The 17,947-nt window shown below is 63.1% G+C and carries 17 protein-coding genes and 1 riboswitch; of the genes, 7 read left to right on the top strand and 10 right to left on the bottom strand.

From position 1 onward, the window contains the following. The first annotated feature begins 21 nt into the window (after window positions 1–21). The 4 genes from LB524_RS15680 to LB524_RS15695 all read left to right on the top strand — a co-directional run bounded on the left by LB524_RS15680 (window position 22) and on the right by LB524_RS15695 (window position 2,908). On the top strand, window positions 22–699 hold the full coding sequence (locus LB524_RS15680; RefSeq protein ID WP_015317608.1) for a DUF1345 domain-containing protein: 678 nt from the start codon (window positions 22–24) through the stop codon (window positions 697–699). A 97-nt stretch (window positions 700–796) separates the two neighbouring features. Continuing rightward, window positions 797–1,678 carry a cytochrome b/b6 domain-containing protein gene (locus LB524_RS15685; protein ID WP_224527948.1) on the top strand — a complete coding sequence of 294 codons (882 nt, stop codon included), beginning with the start codon at window positions 797–799 and terminating at the stop codon, window positions 1,676–1,678. A gap of 1 nt (window position 1,679) precedes the next feature. Further along, complete coding sequence (locus LB524_RS15690; RefSeq protein ID WP_140616171.1) at window positions 1,680–2,471, top strand: molybdopterin-binding protein; 792 nt, start codon at window positions 1,680–1,682, stop codon at window positions 2,469–2,471. A gap of 38 nt (window positions 2,472–2,509) precedes the next feature. Further along, entirely contained in the window at window positions 2,510–2,908 is a 399-nt protein-coding gene (locus LB524_RS15695) for a GNAT family N-acetyltransferase (protein ID WP_015317605.1), read from the top strand. Here LB524_RS15695 and LB524_RS15700 read toward each other — a convergent pair. Continuing rightward, on the bottom strand, window positions 2,905–3,906 hold the full coding sequence (locus tag LB524_RS15700) for a hypothetical protein (RefSeq protein ID WP_140790995.1): 1,002 nt from the start codon (window positions 3,904–3,906) through the stop codon (window positions 2,905–2,907). The genes LB524_RS15695 and LB524_RS15700 overlap by 4 nt on opposite strands. Before the next feature lie 174 nt (window positions 3,907–4,080). Then, a riboswitch (glycine riboswitch) is annotated at window positions 4,081–4,167 on the top strand. Between the two features lie 149 nt (window positions 4,168–4,316). Between LB524_RS15700 and gcvT the strand changes: the two genes are divergently transcribed. The 3 genes from gcvT to gcvP are packed head-to-tail and all read left to right on the top strand — an operon-like array spanning window position 4,317 to window position 8,620. Further along, a complete protein-coding gene (gene gcvT, locus LB524_RS15705) occupies window positions 4,317–5,417 on the top strand; it encodes a glycine cleavage system aminomethyltransferase GcvT (protein WP_140716754.1) in 1,101 nt (366 codons plus the stop codon). A 5-nt stretch (window positions 5,418–5,422) separates the two neighbouring features. Continuing rightward, a complete protein-coding gene (gcvH, locus tag LB524_RS15710; protein WP_015317602.1) occupies window positions 5,423–5,791 on the top strand; it encodes a glycine cleavage system protein GcvH in 369 nt (122 codons plus the stop codon). Between the two features lie 18 nt (window positions 5,792–5,809). After that, the gene (gene gcvP / locus LB524_RS15715; protein WP_224527951.1) at window positions 5,810–8,620 is read left to right on the top strand and encodes an aminomethyl-transferring glycine dehydrogenase; all 2,811 of its coding nucleotides are present in this window, start codon (window positions 5,810–5,812) and stop codon (window positions 8,618–8,620) included. On the opposite strand, the gene LB524_RS15720 is transcribed toward gcvP, so the two are convergent. From LB524_RS15720 to cpaB, 9 genes are all read right to left on the bottom strand, one after another. Then, entirely contained in the window at window positions 8,621–9,796 is a 1,176-nt protein-coding gene (locus LB524_RS15720; RefSeq protein ID WP_224527953.1) for a GGDEF domain-containing protein, read from the bottom strand. A 173-nt stretch (window positions 9,797–9,969) separates the two neighbouring features. Then, window positions 9,970–10,443, bottom strand: a complete 474-nt coding sequence (locus LB524_RS15725; RefSeq protein WP_140821871.1) for a tetratricopeptide repeat protein — start codon at window positions 10,441–10,443, stop codon at window positions 9,970–9,972. A gap of 151 nt (window positions 10,444–10,594) precedes the next feature. Then, the gene (locus tag LB524_RS15730; protein WP_224527970.1) at window positions 10,595–11,557 is read right to left on the bottom strand and encodes a type II secretion system F family protein; all 963 of its coding nucleotides are present in this window, start codon (window positions 11,555–11,557) and stop codon (window positions 10,595–10,597) included. A 1-nt stretch (window position 11,558) separates the two neighbouring features. Next, on the bottom strand, window positions 11,559–12,524 hold the full coding sequence (locus LB524_RS15735) for a type II secretion system F family protein (RefSeq protein WP_224527972.1): 966 nt from the start codon (window positions 12,522–12,524) through the stop codon (window positions 11,559–11,561). 5 nt (window positions 12,525–12,529) lie between these two features. Then, entirely contained in the window at window positions 12,530–13,948 is a 1,419-nt protein-coding gene (locus LB524_RS15740) for a CpaF family protein (protein WP_224527975.1), read from the bottom strand. Continuing rightward, entirely contained in the window at window positions 13,945–15,153 is a 1,209-nt protein-coding gene (locus tag LB524_RS15745) for a CpaE family protein (protein WP_015317595.1), read from the bottom strand. Before LB524_RS15745 ends, LB524_RS15740 begins: the two co-directional genes overlap by 4 nt. 33 nt (window positions 15,154–15,186) lie before the next feature. Next, window positions 15,187–15,456, bottom strand: coding sequence for a hypothetical protein (locus LB524_RS15750; RefSeq protein WP_015317594.1), 270 nt, complete (start codon window positions 15,454–15,456; stop codon window positions 15,187–15,189). Window positions 15,457–15,459: 3 nt separating this feature from the next. After that, window positions 15,460–16,905: a type II and III secretion system protein family protein gene (locus LB524_RS15755; protein WP_224527978.1), complete on the bottom strand. Its 1,446-nt coding sequence runs from the start codon at window positions 16,903–16,905 to the stop codon at window positions 15,460–15,462. A gap of 30 nt (window positions 16,906–16,935) precedes the next feature. After that, entirely contained in the window at window positions 16,936–17,862 is a 927-nt protein-coding gene (gene cpaB, locus LB524_RS15760) for a Flp pilus assembly protein CpaB (RefSeq protein WP_245262879.1), read from the bottom strand. Window positions 17,863–17,947 lie beyond the last annotated feature (85 nt).

Raw genomic sequence — 17,947 nt, forward strand, 5'->3', positions numbered from 1 at the left:
GCCATCCAGGTGGAGACCGCCATGGCCGCCGAAACCCCGATCAAGAAACCGATGCAGCGCCACATGCTGTTCGCGGTGTCGGCCTGTATCGGTGCGTTTGCGCTGCTTGTGGCGCTGCTGCTGCACGCCCCACTCGCCTATTCGATCGGCGCCAACATATTTTTTGCCGCTTACGTCCTTCTTGTCGTCAGCCAGATGCCCAAATTCACCGGCAAGTATCTGAGCAAGAATGCACGCGCCACCGATCAGCCGGTGCTGGTGATCTTCGCGGTCACGCTCGTTGTCGTCGGCGTTGCCCTTGTCTCCCTGTTCCTGCTGATCAATCGCAAGGATGGGGATCACCCGATCGAACTCGGCTTCGCACTGCTGTCGATCCCGCTCGGCTGGTTCACCATCCATGCCATGGCTGCGCTCCACTATGCCCATGTCTACTGGATGGACGGCGACGCGGTCGACGCCGGCACCAATAAGAAGATTCCGGTCGGCGGCCTGCTGTTCCCGGGCGACAAACGCCCCGAGGGCTGGGATTTCCTCTATTTCTCGACCGTCATCGGCATGACGGCGCAGACCGCCGACACCAACATCTCGACGACGCACATGCGCTGCGTCGTGCTTGTCCACTCGGTCCTGTCGTTCTTCTTCAATACGGTCATTGTCGCCGCCGCCGTCAATCTCGCCGTCAGCCTGGGCGGTCCGTAATAAATCCGTGATCGCATGAAACATCGGTTTGGATCGCGACGTATCAAGAGGACAATGAACGCTTAGGACAAGCCGCAAGGCCGGGAGACCAGACAAGATGGAATCGGTTGCCAGAAGCCAATCCGAAATTGGACCGGGCGCCCCCGCGTCAAAAGAGAAAACATTGATCTACCGGCAGTCGCGCTGGACGCGGCTGACACACTGGCTCTGGGCCATCTCGTTGTTTTTCATGCTGCTGTCCGGCCTGCAGATCTTCAATGCCCGCCCGCAGCTCTACATCGGCAAGCAATCCGGCTTCGACTACAACAACACCATTTTCGCCATAGGCGCCGAAAACACCAATGCCGGGCCGCGCGGCTACACCGAAATCTTCGGGCACCGCTTTGACACGACAGGCGTCCTTGGCTGGTCGGGCCCGACCGGTAACGAGACGGCGCGCGGTTTCCCGTCCTGGGCGACGATCCCGTCCTACTATGACCTCGGCACCGCCCGCGTGATCCATTTCTTCTTCGCCTGGGTATTGACGACGACCTTGATCGTCTGGCTCGTCGCCAGCCTGATCAACGGCCACATCCGCCGCGATCTGGCGCCTCGCCTGGATGACCTCAAACGCTTGCCCCGGGACGTCGCCAACCACGCCAGGCTGAAATTCCACCACACGCGCGAATACAACACGCTGCAGAAGATGGCCTATGGCGGCGTGCTGTTCGTGCTCTTGCCACTGATGATCATCACCGGCCTTGCAATGTCGCCGAGCATGAATTCGGTGCTGCCCTTCCTCAATGAATTGACCGGTGGCCGGCAGACGGCACGCACCATCCATTTCACCGTCATGGTGCTGCTGGTCGCCTTCTTCGTCATTCACATCCTGATGATCCTCGCCGCCGGCCCGATCAACGAACTGCGCTCGATCATTACCGGCTGGTACCGCACCGATCCTCCCGTGCATGACGACAAAACGTCCGAGAGGAGTGCCTGAGATGGCGAAATTTGAGATAAGCCGCCGAAAGTTCCTCACCGCCGCCGGCCTCGGCGCGTCCGGCATCATGCTGTCGGGCTGCGACGCCTTCGACAGCCAGCTCAGCATCGGCAGCGGCCTGCGCAGCTTCCTCGAAAACGCCAATGGCCTGACCCACAAGGCACAACGGTTGCTCGGCGGCGGCAATTCGCTGGCGCCCGAATTCACCGAGGCTGATATCCGTCAGCCAATGCGGCCGAACGGCGTGACCGCGCCGGACGACGACGCTTACAAGGCCCTGCTCGCCAACAACTTCGCCGATTGGCGACTGGAGGTGTCAGGCCTCGTGGAAAAGCCGCTGTCACTCACCCGCGAGCAGCTCATGAACATGCCGAGCCGCACCCAGATCACCCGACACGATTGCGTCGAAGGCTGGAGTTGCATCGCCAAATGGACCGGCACGCCACTGGCGCTGCTGCTCGACCAGGCGGTGGTCAAGCCACAGGCCCGCTATGTCATGTTCCATTGCCTCGACACGATCGACCGCAGCCTGTCAGGCGACATCAAATATTACGGCACGATCGACCTCATCGATGCCCGCCATCCGCAAACGATCCTTGCCTACGGCCTGAACGGCAAGCCGCTGCCGGTCGAGAACGGCGCGCCGCTGCGTGTTCGCGTCGAGCGCCAGCTCGGCTACAAAATGCCGAAATATCTCTACAAGATCGAACTGGTCGATGGCTTCGCCACTATCGGCGGCGGCCGGGGCGGCTATTGGGAAGACAACGGCTATGACTGGTATGGCGGGATTTGACGGTCCCTCGCATACGGGCCGAGCACGACTTGTCCCCCATGGAATTGAGTTCGCTCGAGGATCGTCTCAACCGCGATAACCGACGTATGATCGACCGCGATGATGACCGAGGGCTGACCTTTGTCATCCGCGATGGTGCGGGACACGCGGTCGGAGTAGCCGCCGGCTATTCCTGGGCGGGCACGTCCGAACTGACCTTGATGTGGATAGACGAGGCTCACCGAGGTCGCGGCTACGCAAGGCAGTTGCTAGACGCCTTTGTCGCGGAGGCCGCCGATCGCGGTGTCAGGAAAATCTGGGTCTCCAGCCACGACTTCCAGGCACCAGATCTCTATGAAAAGGCTGGCTTCGAGCGTATGGCCGAATTCTCGGGATGGCCCGAAGGCCATTCCAATATCATTCTTTGCAAAACGATAGCAGCGGACGGCGGGGCTTAGGCAACCTTGTCAAGCAACGGCTTCAGCGCCGGATGAATTTCCGGCGAGGCATGCTTGATCAGGGTCAGCAGCGCACGCTCATTCTCGTAAAGAGGCCGGTTCACCCCGATATGTCCGACCAGCCACTTTGCCTCACAGGCATCGATCGTCTCGGCACGGCGGGCCAGCGCCTCGGCGGCCCTGTTCTTGGCCTCCCATTCGGTCTCTATGTCGTCAGGAGAGCGGTAGGCCTCGATGACACCGGCAAGACCGCCGGAGACCATGCGGCTGAAGAAGCCGCCGATTTCCGGATCGGCATGATCGAGGAAAGTTTCCTGGCGCAGCGCCACCTCGCGGGTGGGCGCCTCATAACCGGCCGAGCACATGACGAAATTGGCGATCGCCTTGACGAACAGGTCGTTCCACGACGGATCGTTATTGGCCTGGGCGGTCCGCTCGTTGATCCTGAACAGCACCTCGGCCTCGGCCTGGGTGATGGCGATGTTGCCGTCGCCACCATGGGCATGGAGGATGCGGCGCAAAAGCTCGACTTCGGCCCCGGCGATCAGTCCGGGCACCAGCGCGCCGCCGAGCATCAGCGGTCCCTTACCGTCGACGACGGCGTGGGCGACCTGCTCCAGCGCGTAGACGCAAAGCCGGCTCGGCGAGGATTTCGCCTCTTCCAGCACATGGACCAGCAATTCGAGTTCGGTCCGGCTGTCGACCATGCCGTCGCGCGAAATCGTGCGGACCAGCCAGTCGGCATTCTCCCCCGAAATGTAGCCCAAGGGCTTTTCCTGATGAACGATGTAGTCGGTGACCGCCTCGACGAAGAACGGCGCCCATTCCGCGCATTTGTCCCGCGCCGTCTGGTTGAGCGCGAACAAGGCCTCGGCTTCGCCCCGGCTCACCACGCCGTCGGCGAACACGTCGCGGCGCAGCATCACGACGTCCTCTGAAGCAATGCGGTTCTTCGAAGTCAGCCCCGCCACCGGAGCACTCATGATCAACTCGCCCATCTGTCGTCCCCGTCCGCCCCAACGCGTCACATCGGTCAGCTTTATCAGGAGTGTCTTGAAAAACCGGCAAACGGCGTGGTTAGCGAAGACTTGTCAGAACAATGTCGCTGGGAGGTGACAAGGTGTCGTCGACGGGCTATGGATGGCGCGTCGAGGGCTCAGGGTTCTGAGTCCTACCTGTTTGCGGGAGAGAGCAGCGAGAGCTGCCGCCGAAGGGGAAATCGCCCGAAATCTCTCAGGCAAAAGAACCGTAGACGGGAAAGACACTCTGGAAAGTCGGGGCTTGCCCCCGCGCCGAAGGTGTAAGCGCCGCTGACAGAGTTCCGGCTGCGCGAGTCTCTCAGGCTTCAGACAGAGGGGCACGGACTGGTCGCCATCAGCGGCCGATTGCGTGCGACTCTGGAGGCGACATGACGGGCGACGACGACAAACACCTTCCCCTCGAAGATATTCATGCGGCTGCCGGAGCGCGCTTCGGCGCCTTTGCCGGCTGGTCGATGCCACTGACCTATCCGGCCGGCGTCATGAAAGAGCATCTTCACACCCGCGAGCATGCGGGGTTGTTCGACATCTCGCATATGAAACTGTTCGAGGTCAGTGGCCCGGAAGCGGTTGCGCTGTTGAACCGCGCCTGCCCGCTGGACGCCGGCGCGCTCGAAATCTCGCAGTCAAAGCTATCCTTTTTCCTGAACGAAGCAGGCGGCATTCTCGACGACCTGATCGTCACCCGACTCGGCGACACCAGGTTCATGGTGGTCGCCAATGCCGGCAATGCCGTCGCCGACGAAAAGCATTTGCGCGCCCTGGCGACCGATTTCGAGGTGAAGGTCGAGCCGCTCGACCGCGTCTTCCTGGCGATCCAGGGTCCCGAAGCCTGGGCTGCACTCTCCCGCGCCGGCATCGAGACCGGCTCGCTGCTGTTCATGCATGGGGTCGAGCCGCGAAAAAACTGGTTCATGAGCCGGTCCGGCTACACCGGCGAGGACGGTTTCGAGATCGGCCTGCCGGAAGCCGATGCGCGTGACCTTGTCACCAAGCTGCTGGAGGATGAACGCGTGCTTTGGATCGGCCTTGCCGCGCGCGACAGCCTGCGGCTGGAGGCCGGCCTCTGCCTGCATGGCCAGGACATCACGCCCGAGACCGACCCGGCCGCGGCGGCGCTGATGTGGGCGATCCCGAAAGAAATCCGTGCCTCCGGCACCTTCATTGGCGCCGACGCCTTGCGCGCCGCGGTGGAACGTGGTCCGGCGCAGAAGCGCGTCGGGCTGAAACCGGAGGGTCGCCAGCCGGTGCGCGCCGGTGCCGCGCTGTTCGAAGCCGACGGCAATCCTGCCGGCCATGTCACATCGGGCGGCTTCGGCCCTTCCGCCGGCCATCCGGTCGCCATGGGTTATGTCTCCACGCCGCTGGCAAAGCCCGGAACGCGGATTTTCGCCGACGTGCGCGGCACGAAGATCCCAGTCGATGTCAGTTCTCTGCCCTTCACCCCTCATCGCTACCGCAAAGGATGAATTCCATGGCAACAACCTATTTCACATCGGATCACGAGTGGCTCAGCGTCGAGGGCGGCATCGCCACCGTCGGCATCACCGATTACGCGCAGGAGCAGCTCGGCGACCTCGTCTTCGTGGAACTGCCGGAAACGGGAAAGAAGCTCGCCAAGGGCGACACCGCCGTCGTGGTCGAGTCCGTCAAGGCAGCCTCGGACGTTTATGCGCCGGTCGATGGCGAAATCACCGAAGCCAATGGCACGCTGTCGTCCGACCCCTCGCTGGTCAACTCGGCGGCAACCGGGGCCGGATGGCTGTGGAAGATGAAGCTCGCCGACGAAAGTCAGCTCGCCAGCCTCATGGATGAGGCCGCCTACAAAGCCCATATCGCCTGACATCGGGAACTTATTGACATGACCGCCGCTCCCTACCCCTTCTCGGCCCGCCACATTGGACCCGGCCTTGCCGACGTCAGAGCCATGCTCGCCGTCATCGGTGTTCCCTCCGTCGAGACACTGATCAGCCAGGCCGTGCCGAGATCGATCCGCCTCGACCAGCCGCTGGACCTCCCCGCGCCGACCAGCGAAGCCGAAGCTCTCGCCGAATTGTCGGTGATCATGGCAAGAAATACGGTGCTGAAAAGCTTTATCGGCGCCGGTTACCACGGCGTCCACGTGCCGCCGGTCATCCAGCGCAATCTGTTCGAGAATCCGGCCTGGTACACCGCCTACACGCCCTATCAGGCCGAGATCAGCCAGGGCCGGCTCGAAATGCTGTTCAACTTCCAGACGCTGGTCACCGAACTGACCGGCCTGCCGGTGGCATCGGCTTCACTGCTCGACGAGGCGACCGCCGTCGCCGAAGCGGTCGGCATTGCGCTGCGCCACCACCGCGACAAGCGCACCAAGGTGGCACTTGCGGGCACACCGCACCCGCAGACGCTGGACGTCGTGCGCACCCGCGCCGAGCCGCTCGGCATCGAGATCGACGGCGAGACGATCGACGACAACACCGCCGCCCTGCTCGTCTCCTGGCCTGACACTTTTGGCGTCTATGGCGACCACAAGGCGGCCATCGAAAAAGCGCGCGCCACCGGCGCCATTGTCGTCTTCATCGCCGACCCGCTTGGTCTGACGCTGACCGACGCGCCGGCGAAACTCGGCGCCGACATCGCGGTCGGCCCGATGCAGCGCTTTGGCGTGCCGATGGGCTTTGGCGGCCCGCATGCGGCCTATTGCGCGGTCTCCGACAAGCTGACGCGGCTGATGCCCGGTCGCCTGGTCGGTCAGTCGACCGACAGCAAGGGCCGCCCCGGCTACCGCCTCGCCTTGCAGACGCGCGAGCAGCATATCCGCCGCGACAAGGCGACGTCCAACATCTGCACCGCACAGGCCCTGCTTGCCAATATGGCCACCGCCTACGCCATCTGGCACGGCCCGGTCGGCCTGCAAGCGATCGCCGGGCGCATACACGCGCTGGCCAACCGCCTGGCAAGCGGCCTCGAGGCGGCGGGCGTATCGGTGCTCGGCTCCAGCCGCTTCGACACGGTGACGGTGGAGACCAACGGCAAGGCGGCCCAGATCGCGGTGGCCGCCGAAAAGACCGGCCGGCTGCTGCGTGTGCTCGATGCCGACCATGTGGGCATCAGTTTTGACGAGACCTCGACCGACGCCGATCTCGACGCGATCGCGGCCTTGTTCGATGCCAAGGCTGCCGCTTCCGCCGACAGCACGGTGCCCGGCAAGCCGCGTGGCAAGGAGTTTTTGACCCAGCCGGTCTTCCACGAGAACAAGTCGGAAACCGAGATGATGCGCTTTCTGCGCCGGTTGGCCGACAAGGACCTGGCGCTCGACCGCGCCATGATCCCGCTGGGCTCCTGCACCATGAAGCTCAACGCCGCGGCGGAAATGATGCCGGTGAGTTGGCCAAGCATCGCCAATTTGCATCCCTTCGCGCCGGCAAGCCATTCGGCCGGCTACCGCGCCATGATCGGCGAACTGGAAGGCTGGCTGTCGGAGATCACCGGTTTCGACGCCGTGACCTTGCAGCCCAATGCCGGCAGCCAGGGCGAATATGCCGGGCTGCTCGCCATTCGCGCCTATCACCGTTCGCGCGGCGAGGGCCATCGTACCGTCTGCCTGATCCCGTCTTCCGCGCATGGCACCAATCCGGCGAGTGCCGCGATGGCCGGCATGAGCGTCGTCGTCGTGCGCTGCCTGGAAGACGGCAACATCGACATGGACGATATGCGCGCCAAGGCCAACGAGCATTCCAAGAATCTCGCGGCGCTGATGTTCACCTATCCCTCCACCCATGGCGTTTACGAGGAAGGCGCCCGCCACCTCTGCGCCCTCATCCACGAGCATGGCGGCCAGGTCTATTTCGATGGCGCCAACCTCAACGCGCTGGTCGGCCTTGCTCGGCCAGGCGACATCGGCGCCGACGTCTGTCACATGAACCTGCACAAGACCTTCTGCATCCCGCATGGCGGCGGTGGCCCGGGTGTCGGTCCGATCGGTGTCAGGGCGCATCTGAAGCCCTATCTGCCCGGCCATGTCAGCGAAGGCTCGGCTCATGCCGTGGCCGCCGCTCCCTTCGGCAGCGCTTCCATCCTGCCGATCACCTGGATGTACATCCGCATGATGGGCGCTTCCGGCCTGAAGCAGGCGACCGAGACAGCGATCGTTTCGGCCAACTATGTGGCGACGCGGCTCGCCCCGCATTTCCCGCTGCTTTACAAGGGCAGGAGCGATCGCGTCGCCCACGAATGCATCCTCGACACCCGCGTGCTCAAGGAGAGCGCCGGCATCAGTGTCGAGGACATCGCCAAGCGCCTGATCGATTATGGTTTCCACGCGCCGACGATGTCGTTTCCGGTCGCCGGCACGCTGATGGTGGAGCCGACCGAGTCCGAACCCAAGCGCGAGTTGGATCGCTTCTGCGAGGCCATGATCGCCATTGCCGGCGAAGCGGCGAAAGTGGCCAAAGGCGAATGGCCCTTGGCCGACAATCCGCTGGTCAATGCACCGCATACATCGGCCGAGGCGCTGGGCGGTCAATGGACCCACCCGTATTCGCGTCTGGAGGCGGCCTATCCCGCCGGCGACGCCGACACAGCGACGAAGTACTGGCCGCCAGTGTCGCGCATCGACAATGTCGCCGGCGACCGCAATCTGGTCTGCTCCTGCCCGCCGCTGTCGGATTACCTGGGCGCGGCCGAATAGCTACGCGGAACGCAAGGCCGGCTCGGCCGCGTCGGCCTTGCCCGTCCTTTTGCGGCCGATGACGCAATTTCGCCCCGCACGCTTGGCGGCATAGAGCATGGCGTCGGCCCTGGCCAGCACCTCATCGAGGGTGCTGCCGTCGGCCTCGCCGAAGCCAATCCCGCCGCTGACCGTGCTGCGCAAGGGCCCGAGCGCGGTGGGCACGACTTCCGTGCCGAAAGCGACGCCGATCTTGCTGGCGAGGTCATAGGCCCGCTCTTCCGTCACGCGCGACATGACGATTGCGAACTCCTCGCCGCCCAGGCGAAAGGCGTCGACTCCGGTTCTGGCATATCTCCTGATGACGGCGGCGAAGCGGCACAGGACCTGGTCCCCGACCGGGTGTCCATAGATGTCGTTCGTCCGCTTGAAATGATCGAGATCGAACATGACGATCGCCATGAACGGGCCGAAGGTGCGCTCGCCATAAAGCGACGCCAGACCCCGACGGTTCATCAGTCCGGTCAACGGATCGGTCATGGTCTCGGCCTTGAGCTCGATCTGCGCCTGCAGATGGTGGAGCGAAAGCGTCAGCGCGCCAAGGCCGGTCATACAGGCCACCGCCACGACCGAGTTAAGGCGTTCGGCCCAATTGTCGGGCGCGACGCCGAGCGTCCACTGGCCTTTGGCCATCAGAACCACGCCGCAAAGGGCAAACGACAGCGCACAGGTGCCGCTCAGGACCGATACCACCAGGAGAATACGGCGATCGTGACTGCCATTGATCCAGAACATGGCCCCGATCGTCGAGAGCAGCGCGGTAACCGTCGCGTAGGTGATCACGAAGCCGACCCCGTCAAGGCCCATGAAATGCACGGCCGCGCAGACAGCCATGGCGGCAAATGTCGGCGCGATTGCACGCCTGTGCTCGCGCACGCCGAGATACTGCATGGCCGAAATGCAGATGATGAGAAAACCCAGGCTGAGTAGCGCCAGCGCGATCTGGCAAAGCAGCGGATCGGGCTCCCTGGTATAGCGCCAGAACAGGATCACATGCGCGACGAGCACGATAATGCCGCACGCCACTGTCAGCACGAAGCCCGCCCGCGGCGCCGTGAGCCAGATCGCAACCATGGTAGCGGCTAGACAGGTACCCGACAGCGCGGCTGCGAGCAGGAGCGAACTGAAATCCAGCATATCAGGCGGAGGCCTCTCGAGCGTCGGCGGTTGCGCCGCATTCTAGGTCAGCGGCAGCCCTCGGACATGGTTTTCGGGCGATCTCTCGACCCAAGCTGCGGATAGGGTTTACAAAGCGTCGATGCCACCTGTACCAAAATCGCACCCCTTGACGGGGCGACCATCAACCGGCATCAGCCCTTGTTCAGCAAGGCGAGGTTGGCGTCGACAACGGTGGGATCGTTCATGCCGGCCTTCGCCTCGAGCAGCAGCGCCCGGGCCTTCTTCTTGTTGCCGCGCAACAACTGCGAATAACCCATATTGTTGACGATCTGCGGCTTGCGGCCGGCAACCTTCAGGAGCTGGCCGTAGGCGCGGTCGGCGAAGTCGAAGCGGCCAAGTTCGTCATAGGAAGCCGCAAGCCCCATCCAGGCCTCGGCATTGTCGGCCTTCAGCTCGACGGCCTTGCGGAAATGCGCTTCGGCAAGACCATAATTGGCATCGCGAAACTGTGCCTTGCCTTCCGCCAGGTCGGATGTGGCGACATCCTTCCCTGCAGGCTTGATCGCAGTGGTCTTGGTCGTGTCGACGTTATTGTTCGTCGTACACCCGCTGATCATTAGGACGGCTGCCATCATGGCCATCGCCGCAAATTTTATCTGACGCATGCCCTGCCCCGTCGCCCGATTTGCCGGGTCGTTCTTCGGGAAAGAGACTACAAGACAGCGATTAAGCTTCGGTGCCGAAATGCAGCTAACTTTCAGTTTCCGGAATACCGATCATTAACCACCGGGCGTGCCATCTCACTCCAAAGTAGAGCTAATGGGCCGTCATTTTGACGATGATGGGAATGACCGCGATCATCAGCACCACCGGCAGGATGCAGACCACGACCGGCACGGACATCTTGGCCGGCAAGGCATGGGCCTTCTCCTCGGCCAGCGACATGCGCTTGTGGCGCATTTCGTCTGAAAACACCCTGAGCGCGCCCGACAGGCTGGTGCCGAGTTCCTTCGACTGCTGCAGGAGCGTGGCGAAGGAGCGTACCTCGTCCAGGCTGAGACGATCGGCGAGCGCCTTCAGCGCGTCGTCCAAGCTGCGCCCCGCCCGAAGTTCCAAGCACACGAGCTGCAGGTTCTGGCTGAGCGACGGATAGCTCTTGGCGAGTTCTTTCGAAACGCGCTCGACGCCGGCTTCCATGCTCATGCCGGCGTCCGAACAGACGATCATCAGGTCCATGAAATCGGGGAAGCCATTGCGGTATTCGCGCATCTTCTCGCGCACCTTCTGGGTCAGCACCAGGCCCGGAAAAAAATAGCCGGCGGCCCCCGACAGGATGATGAAGGTCCACCGGCTGGTCATGGTCGCGTCGGGACTGGCCATCCACCGGTTGAGCACGAAGACCGCGAACGTCGTGCCGATCATTGCCGTGAACCGAATGAGGAAGAACATGCCGACGGCGCGTGGCTCCATGTAGCCCGCCTGGATGAGCTTCAGGCGCAGGCGAGCGACATTTTCCGGGTCGCTCTTGGCATAGAATTCCTGCGCCCTCTTCACCGCTTGCTCGCGCACGACGCCGCTACTCTTCTTCTGCACAGGTTCGGGTCTGGCGGCCACCGGACCCTGGTCGACCTTGAGCCGGCGCTTGACGTCGTTGCGGTCGCCCTTCGCCACCACCATCGGCCAGGCGACAGCGGCCGCTCCCGCGGCCAGCAAGAGGACGGCCACCGGCATCAGCGAGGTCGGCGCGAGAGAGGCGAGGAATTCAATGACGCCTTGCATGTCAGAACTTGAAATTCGACATTTTGAACATGATCAGATTGCCCAGCATCAGCCAGCTGACCGAGCCGCCGATCATGTACCATGTCTTCGGCACGCCCCAGACGTCGCTGTAATATCCCGGCATCATGGCCATGATGGCGGTGAACAGCAGCGCCGGTACGGCCGTCAAAATGTAGGCCGAGAGGCGGCCTTCCGTCGAAATGGCGCGCACCTTGCGTCGCAGCTTGCCGCGTTCGCGGATCGTCGTCGACAACCCATCAAGGATCTCGCGCAGATTGCCGCCCGAACTGGTCTGGATCGACACGGCGGTGATGAACAGCGGCAGATCCTCGTGGCCGACCCGGTCGAACAGTGCATTCAGCGCCGTGACCAGGTCGGAACCATAAGTGACTTCGTCGGCAATGACGCCGAATTCCGTGCCGATCGGATCGGGCATCTCGCGCGACACCATGGCGATGGCCACCGGCACCGGATGACCGGCCTTGAGGCCGCGCGTGATTAGCTCCAGCGCTTCCGGCAGTTGCATGCCGAAACGCTTCAGCCGGCGCTTGCGCATGGAGCGCATCGTAATGACCGGCAGCAACGGCACCAGCACGACGAACAGGACGAGCCCCATCAGCAGCGGCAGCCCGCGCCAGATCGCGGCCAGGGCAACGGCCGTCGCCACACCGCAGGTGATCGTCAGGAATTTCGAAAGCGGCATCACCATGCCCGACTGCGTGCGCAGGGCACGGAACCGGTCGGGCGAAAACAGCGACGTTCCCGCGTCGAGACCGCGCTCCTTGCGCAGCTGGATCAGCACCTGTTCCTGGCTGATCTTGTTTTCCTGCAGTTTCATGCGCCGGTTGATGGCGGTGCGCTTGTCGCTGCGTCCGGCATAGAGCAGGTAGATCGCCTCGGCCACCATGATGCCGGTCAGTGCGGCTCCGGCATAGACGACATATATCGCGCTGAACCCGTCGAACACGCCGGCTACTCCTGCGGCCGGCCGGGTTCGAAATAACGTCCGGGAAAGTCGATGCCCATGGCGCGCAGATCTTCCAGGAAACGCGGCCGAATGCCGGTCGCCTCGTAGTAGCCAAGGATCTTGCCATCGGCCTCCATGCCGGTGCGCACGAAGCGGAAGATCTCCTGCATCTGGATGACATCGCCTTCCATGCCGGTCACCTCGGCGACGCTCGTCACCTTGCGCTTGCCGTCGGAAAGTCGGGTCAGCTGGACGATGATGTCGATGGCGCTGGCGATCTGGCTGCGGATCGACTGCACCGTCATTGGCATGCCGGTCATGCCCAGCATCTGCTCGAGGCGCGAAATGCAGTCGCGCGGCGTATTGGCGTGGATGGTCGCCATCGAGCCTTCGTGGCCGGTGTTCATGGCCTGCAGCATGTCGAAGGCTTCCTCGCCGCGGCACTCGCCAAGGATGACGCGGTCGGGACGCATGCGCAGCGCGTTCTTGACCAGGTCGCGCTGTTTGAGCTCGCCATGGCCTTCGATGTTGGCGGGACGCGTCTCCATGCGTGCGACATGCGGCTGCTGCAATTGAAGTTCCGCCGCGTCCTCGATGGTGATCAGCCGCTCGTCTTCCGGAATGAACGCCGACAGCGCGTTGAGCATCGTCGTCTTGCCTGTGCCGGTGCCGCCCGAAATGATCGTCGTCTTGCGGGCGTGGACGGCCGCGGCCAGCACTTCGGCCATGTTCTGTGTGATGGCGCCGAATTCGACCAGCCTGTGCAGGCCAAGCTTGTTCTTGGAGAACTTGCGGATCGACACCAGCGGGCCGTCGACGGCCACCGGGCGGATGGCTGCGTTGAACCGCGAGCCGTCCAGCATGCGAGCGTCGACCATCGGTTGCGATTCATCGACGCGGCGACCGACGGCGGCCACGATCTTGTTGACGATTCTGAGCAGATGCGCCTCGTCCTTGAACGGGATATGGACCTGCTGCAGCTTGCCCTTCTTTTCGACGAAGCAGTTCTGGTGGCCGTTGATCAGGATATCGTTGATATCGGGATCCTTGAGCAGCGGCTCGAGCGGGCCGAGGCCGACCATCTCGTCGACGATGTCGTCAACCAGCGCGTCGAGTTCGGCGGTGTTGATCGCCATCCGCTCCTGGCGGGTCTTTTCCGATACGAAATCATGCACTTGCCGGCGCATCTCCTCCTTGGGCAAGCGCTCCAGCGCGACGAGATTGATCTCCTCGAGCAGCATCCGGTGGATGCGCACGCGGGCATCGAGCACCTTGTTGGCATTCTTTGCAGGCGCCGCCTCCGTTTTCGCCGGCAAAGCCTTTCGGCTGGTCGGGATGACGACTGCATGATGCGCGACCGGCGTCGATTCAGCCGGGCGCGGACGCGCGTCACGGTTCTGCAGGGTGGAAAAACGGCTGGTCATCCAGCTTTCCTTTTCAAGAGGCCTCTGCCGAAGCCGAACAGCGACTTCGACTTGCTCGCGGTTGCCACCGCCTCTTCCGGAAGAATGATCTTCTTCAGGTCGTTGACGACATTGGCGTTGGGATCGATCTCGTGCAGCGGCACGCCGCGGTCGACCGCCTCGCGCACCAGCCGGTAGTTGTTGGCGATGCCGCCGACAAAATGCTCGCCAAGGATTTCCTGGACGTCCGCCTGCTTGATGCCGTTGTCGAACATCTTCTGCTCGAAACGGTTGACGATCACGTTCGGCTTCACTTCCTTGCCGGCGGTCTCGTAGACGGCCTGGATCAGCCGCTGCGTATGGCGCAGGCACGGCACCGTCATTTCGGCCACGATGTAAAGCTTGTTGGAACCGAGCAGCACAGTTTCCGTCCACGGAAACCAGGTGCGCGGCATGTCGATGACGACATTGTCGAAATAGGCCGAAACGAGGTCCAGCATGCGCACCACGACATCGGTCTTGAATGAGCGCATTTCGGACGGATGTGTCGGCGCCGCCAGCACACACAGTCCGCTGGCGTGCTTGGACAGCATCACATCGAGCAGTTGCCGGTCCAGGCGCTCAGGCTGGTTCTCGATTTCGGTGATGTCGAAACGCGGCTCGAGATCGAGATATTCGGCGCAGGCACCTTGCTGGAAATTGAGGTCGACCACGCAGGTCGAGGCGCCGCGCGTCACCGAATGATGCAGCTGGAACGCGGTCTGCAGTGCCAGTGTCGTGGTGCCGACGCCGCCGGCGGCGGGCATGAAGGTATAGATCTGCGACTCGGTGTTTTCCTCGCGCCCGGGTCCCTGCAGAGCCCGCACGACCGAACGCACGAGGTCTGCGGTGGTGATCGGCTTGACCAGGAAATCGGCGACCTTGAGCTGCACCAGGATGCGCACGGCCGCGGCGTTGAACTCCTGGGTGACCACGACCACCGGTGCCTTGCCCTCGAGCCGGCGCATGACGCGCTGCAGGGACTCGATCTCCTCGAGTTTCGCTGCATCCATGTCGACGATGACAACGCCGAACTCGGCCTCCTGGACCTCGCCGCGCAGCTCGGTGACGTTCTTCTCCACCGTCATGAGCTGGATGATCTCGGAGGCGGCGAAGGCCGTCTTCGTGTCCTGCGCGAAGGTCCGGTCTGTCGATACGAGCAGGATTTTCTTGGTGCTGTTTGCCATTCTCGCCGCCTGTGAGGTCGATCGCCGTCTGGATCAGTTGTCGGTGGTCGTTTGCGCTGCCTTGGCACCGGCCGCCTGATCGGGCGTGACGGGTCCGGCACTGCCACGCTTGGCAGGCACGAGAAGTCTCGTGTTCTGGACGCCGTACTTCCACGGGTCGACCATCTGCATGACGGTGTTGGCGGCCTGCGCCTCGCCGGCGCCGGACGTCACCCCCTCGCTGCGCACGTAGTCGTCGCTGGTGCAGCCGCTTGCCAGACCGGCAAGAAGCAGGCCGATGCACGATCTCAGGATCAGACGCATGGCTCAGTCCTTCGGCAGGTCGAGGAAATGACCGACTTTGGTGGCAGGAGCGGCCCGTGCGGCACTGCCGTCGGCCAGCGCCAGCGCGCGGCCCATATCCGGCGCCTTCACCTCCTCGGTGTTGTTGAGGAAATAGTCGACATTGCTGGCTGGCTGCGTGCCATCGGTCGGCTCAGCCATTTTCTTCGACGGATCGACCGGCTTGACCAGATAGGGCGTGACGATGATGACCAGGTCGGTCTCGCGCCGCTGATAGGATTTCGACGAAAACAGCGCTCCAAGCACCGGCATCTTGCCAAGGCCGGGAATGCGAGACGTGGTGATGTCGTTCTGGGACTGCAAAAGCCCGGCGATCATGAAGCTCTGGCCGTTCTTCAGGTCGACCGAGGTCTTGGCGCGGCGCACGATGAAGCCGGGCACGGAAATGTTGCCGATATTGTAGGACGCCGACGCATCGATCGAGGAGACTTCCGGCGCGATGTCGAGGCTGACCAGCCCGTCCTTGAGTACGGTCGGCTTGAAATCCAGGCTAACGCCATATTTCTTGTAGCTGACCGAAATCTTGCCGTTGTCCTCCGAAACCGGGATCGGAAATTCGCCGCCGGCCAGGAAGCTCGCTGTCTCCCCTGAACGCGCGATCAGGTTCGGCTCAGCGAGCCGACGTGCAAGGCCGCGCTCTTCCAGCGCCTTGATGGCAATGTCGATCGAGACGCCGTTCGACAGCAGTCGGCCGATGATCTCGCCGGTCCCCGCCGCTGGGACCGTGCCCGGATCCAGTGAAATGTCGCGACCGCCGAAGCCGTAGGCGAAATTGGCGCTGTATTTCGCGCCCAGGTCCTGCCCTGCCTGGCGGTTGATCTCGACGAACCGGACATTGAGCTGAACCTGCTGCGACGAAGAGATATTGACCGAGTTGATCACCTCCTCATTGCCGGAAAAGCGGCTGGCGATCTTGCTTGCCTTATCCGCTGCAACCGCGTCATCCGCCTCACCCGACAGCACGACACGGCCGTTGGCCGAGCCGACCTTGATCTTGGCGTCCGGCACACTGGCACGGATAGTGTTCGCCAATTGGTCGGTGTCGAGCGTCACCTCGATGTCCACGGTGCCGACGAGCTGCTTGTTCTGGTCGAACAGCGCAATGCCGGTGGTGCCGAGATTGTTGCCCAGCACATAGAAGGATTTGTCGGTCAGCGGGTTGACGTTGGCGATCTCCGGATCACCGATGACGATCTGGTAGAAGGCCGCGCTCGTCATGATCGTCTTGGGCTTGCCCTTGGCAACCTTGATCGACGCATTCTTGGTCGACGACACATAGACGATGTCGTTGTCCGCCTTCGCCGCTCCGGGCAAGGCAAGCACGCCGCTCGCAGCCAGGATAAACGCCATCGCCAGGGCGCGCACCAAGCGCGACCGAGCCGTCATTCGATATAGGGTACGCATCAACATTGTCCCGTCCCGCCCGGTCCCCACCGGTCTTTACTTCTGGTCCCGCGTTGGAACCTGATATTCCTCGGCCTGCGTGCCGCGCGTCACGATGATCGTCTTGAATTTCGGCTTCTCCGGCTCCTTCGCTATGGCATCGAACAAGGAGCCGGCCACGGCCTGCGTCTTGGAAGCGACGGATCCGCCGAAGGAAGAGATGGTGGTGACGCCGTTCTTGCCATCGCCGCCTTCGCTGGCGGAGCGAAGCGACAGCGACAGCGTTCCGACGGTGCGGGCAAGCGCCACTTTCTGCGCGCCGTCGCTCGTCACCTCGAGGGTCACGGAATTGGCCACCTGCGGCGTCGTCTGGCGCTCGTCGGCGCCCTGCCCGACGCTGAGCACCTTGGCGTCGGCAACGACGATCTCCGAGGTGATGGTCGAACCGGCAGCCCCTTGCGCGTTCTTGGCGACTTCCTGGATTTCGCCGGCATCGCGCGTCAGCACGACATCGACCCGGTCGCCCGGCGTGACGAAGCCACCGACGCCGGCGATCTCGTCGGTGCGGATGGTGACCGCCCGCATTCCGGGCGTCAGCATGTTGGACAGCGTTGCGCGGCCGTTCGGTCCCGACAGCTTGGCGAGCAGCACCGGCTCGTTGATCTCGATCGGCGACAGCGCGACCCGACCGCCTTCGCCGAGCAATCCATCGATGGTGGCAAAGGCGCCCTGCGGAAGGGAATCCTGCGGCCACGGGATTTCGCTGAGCTTGGCGCGGTCGAGCTCCATGCCGTAGCGCAACGGCGCGTTCGCCACCACGATGGTCTTGAACTCGATCCTGGGCGCGGCCGGAGCGGCGATCGAGGCCGTTTTCTCCTGGGCATCGGCCTTCGCTTGGCTCTTGACCCAGAAATCCGCGGCAAAGATCGAGATCGCGCCGAAAACGGCGGCGATGCCGATCATCGTTATGGCCTTGCCCCTCACGCCGAAAACCCCTGATGCCCGTCGTTTCTTGTTATGTTGGGCTCACGCTAGGCGGCATTGTTAAAGAATCAGGAATATTGCGCGG

The organism is Mesorhizobium sp. ESP6-5 (genome assembly GCF_020164695.1).
Taxonomy (GTDB): Bacteria; Pseudomonadota; Alphaproteobacteria; order Rhizobiales; family Rhizobiaceae; genus Mesorhizobium; species Mesorhizobium australicum.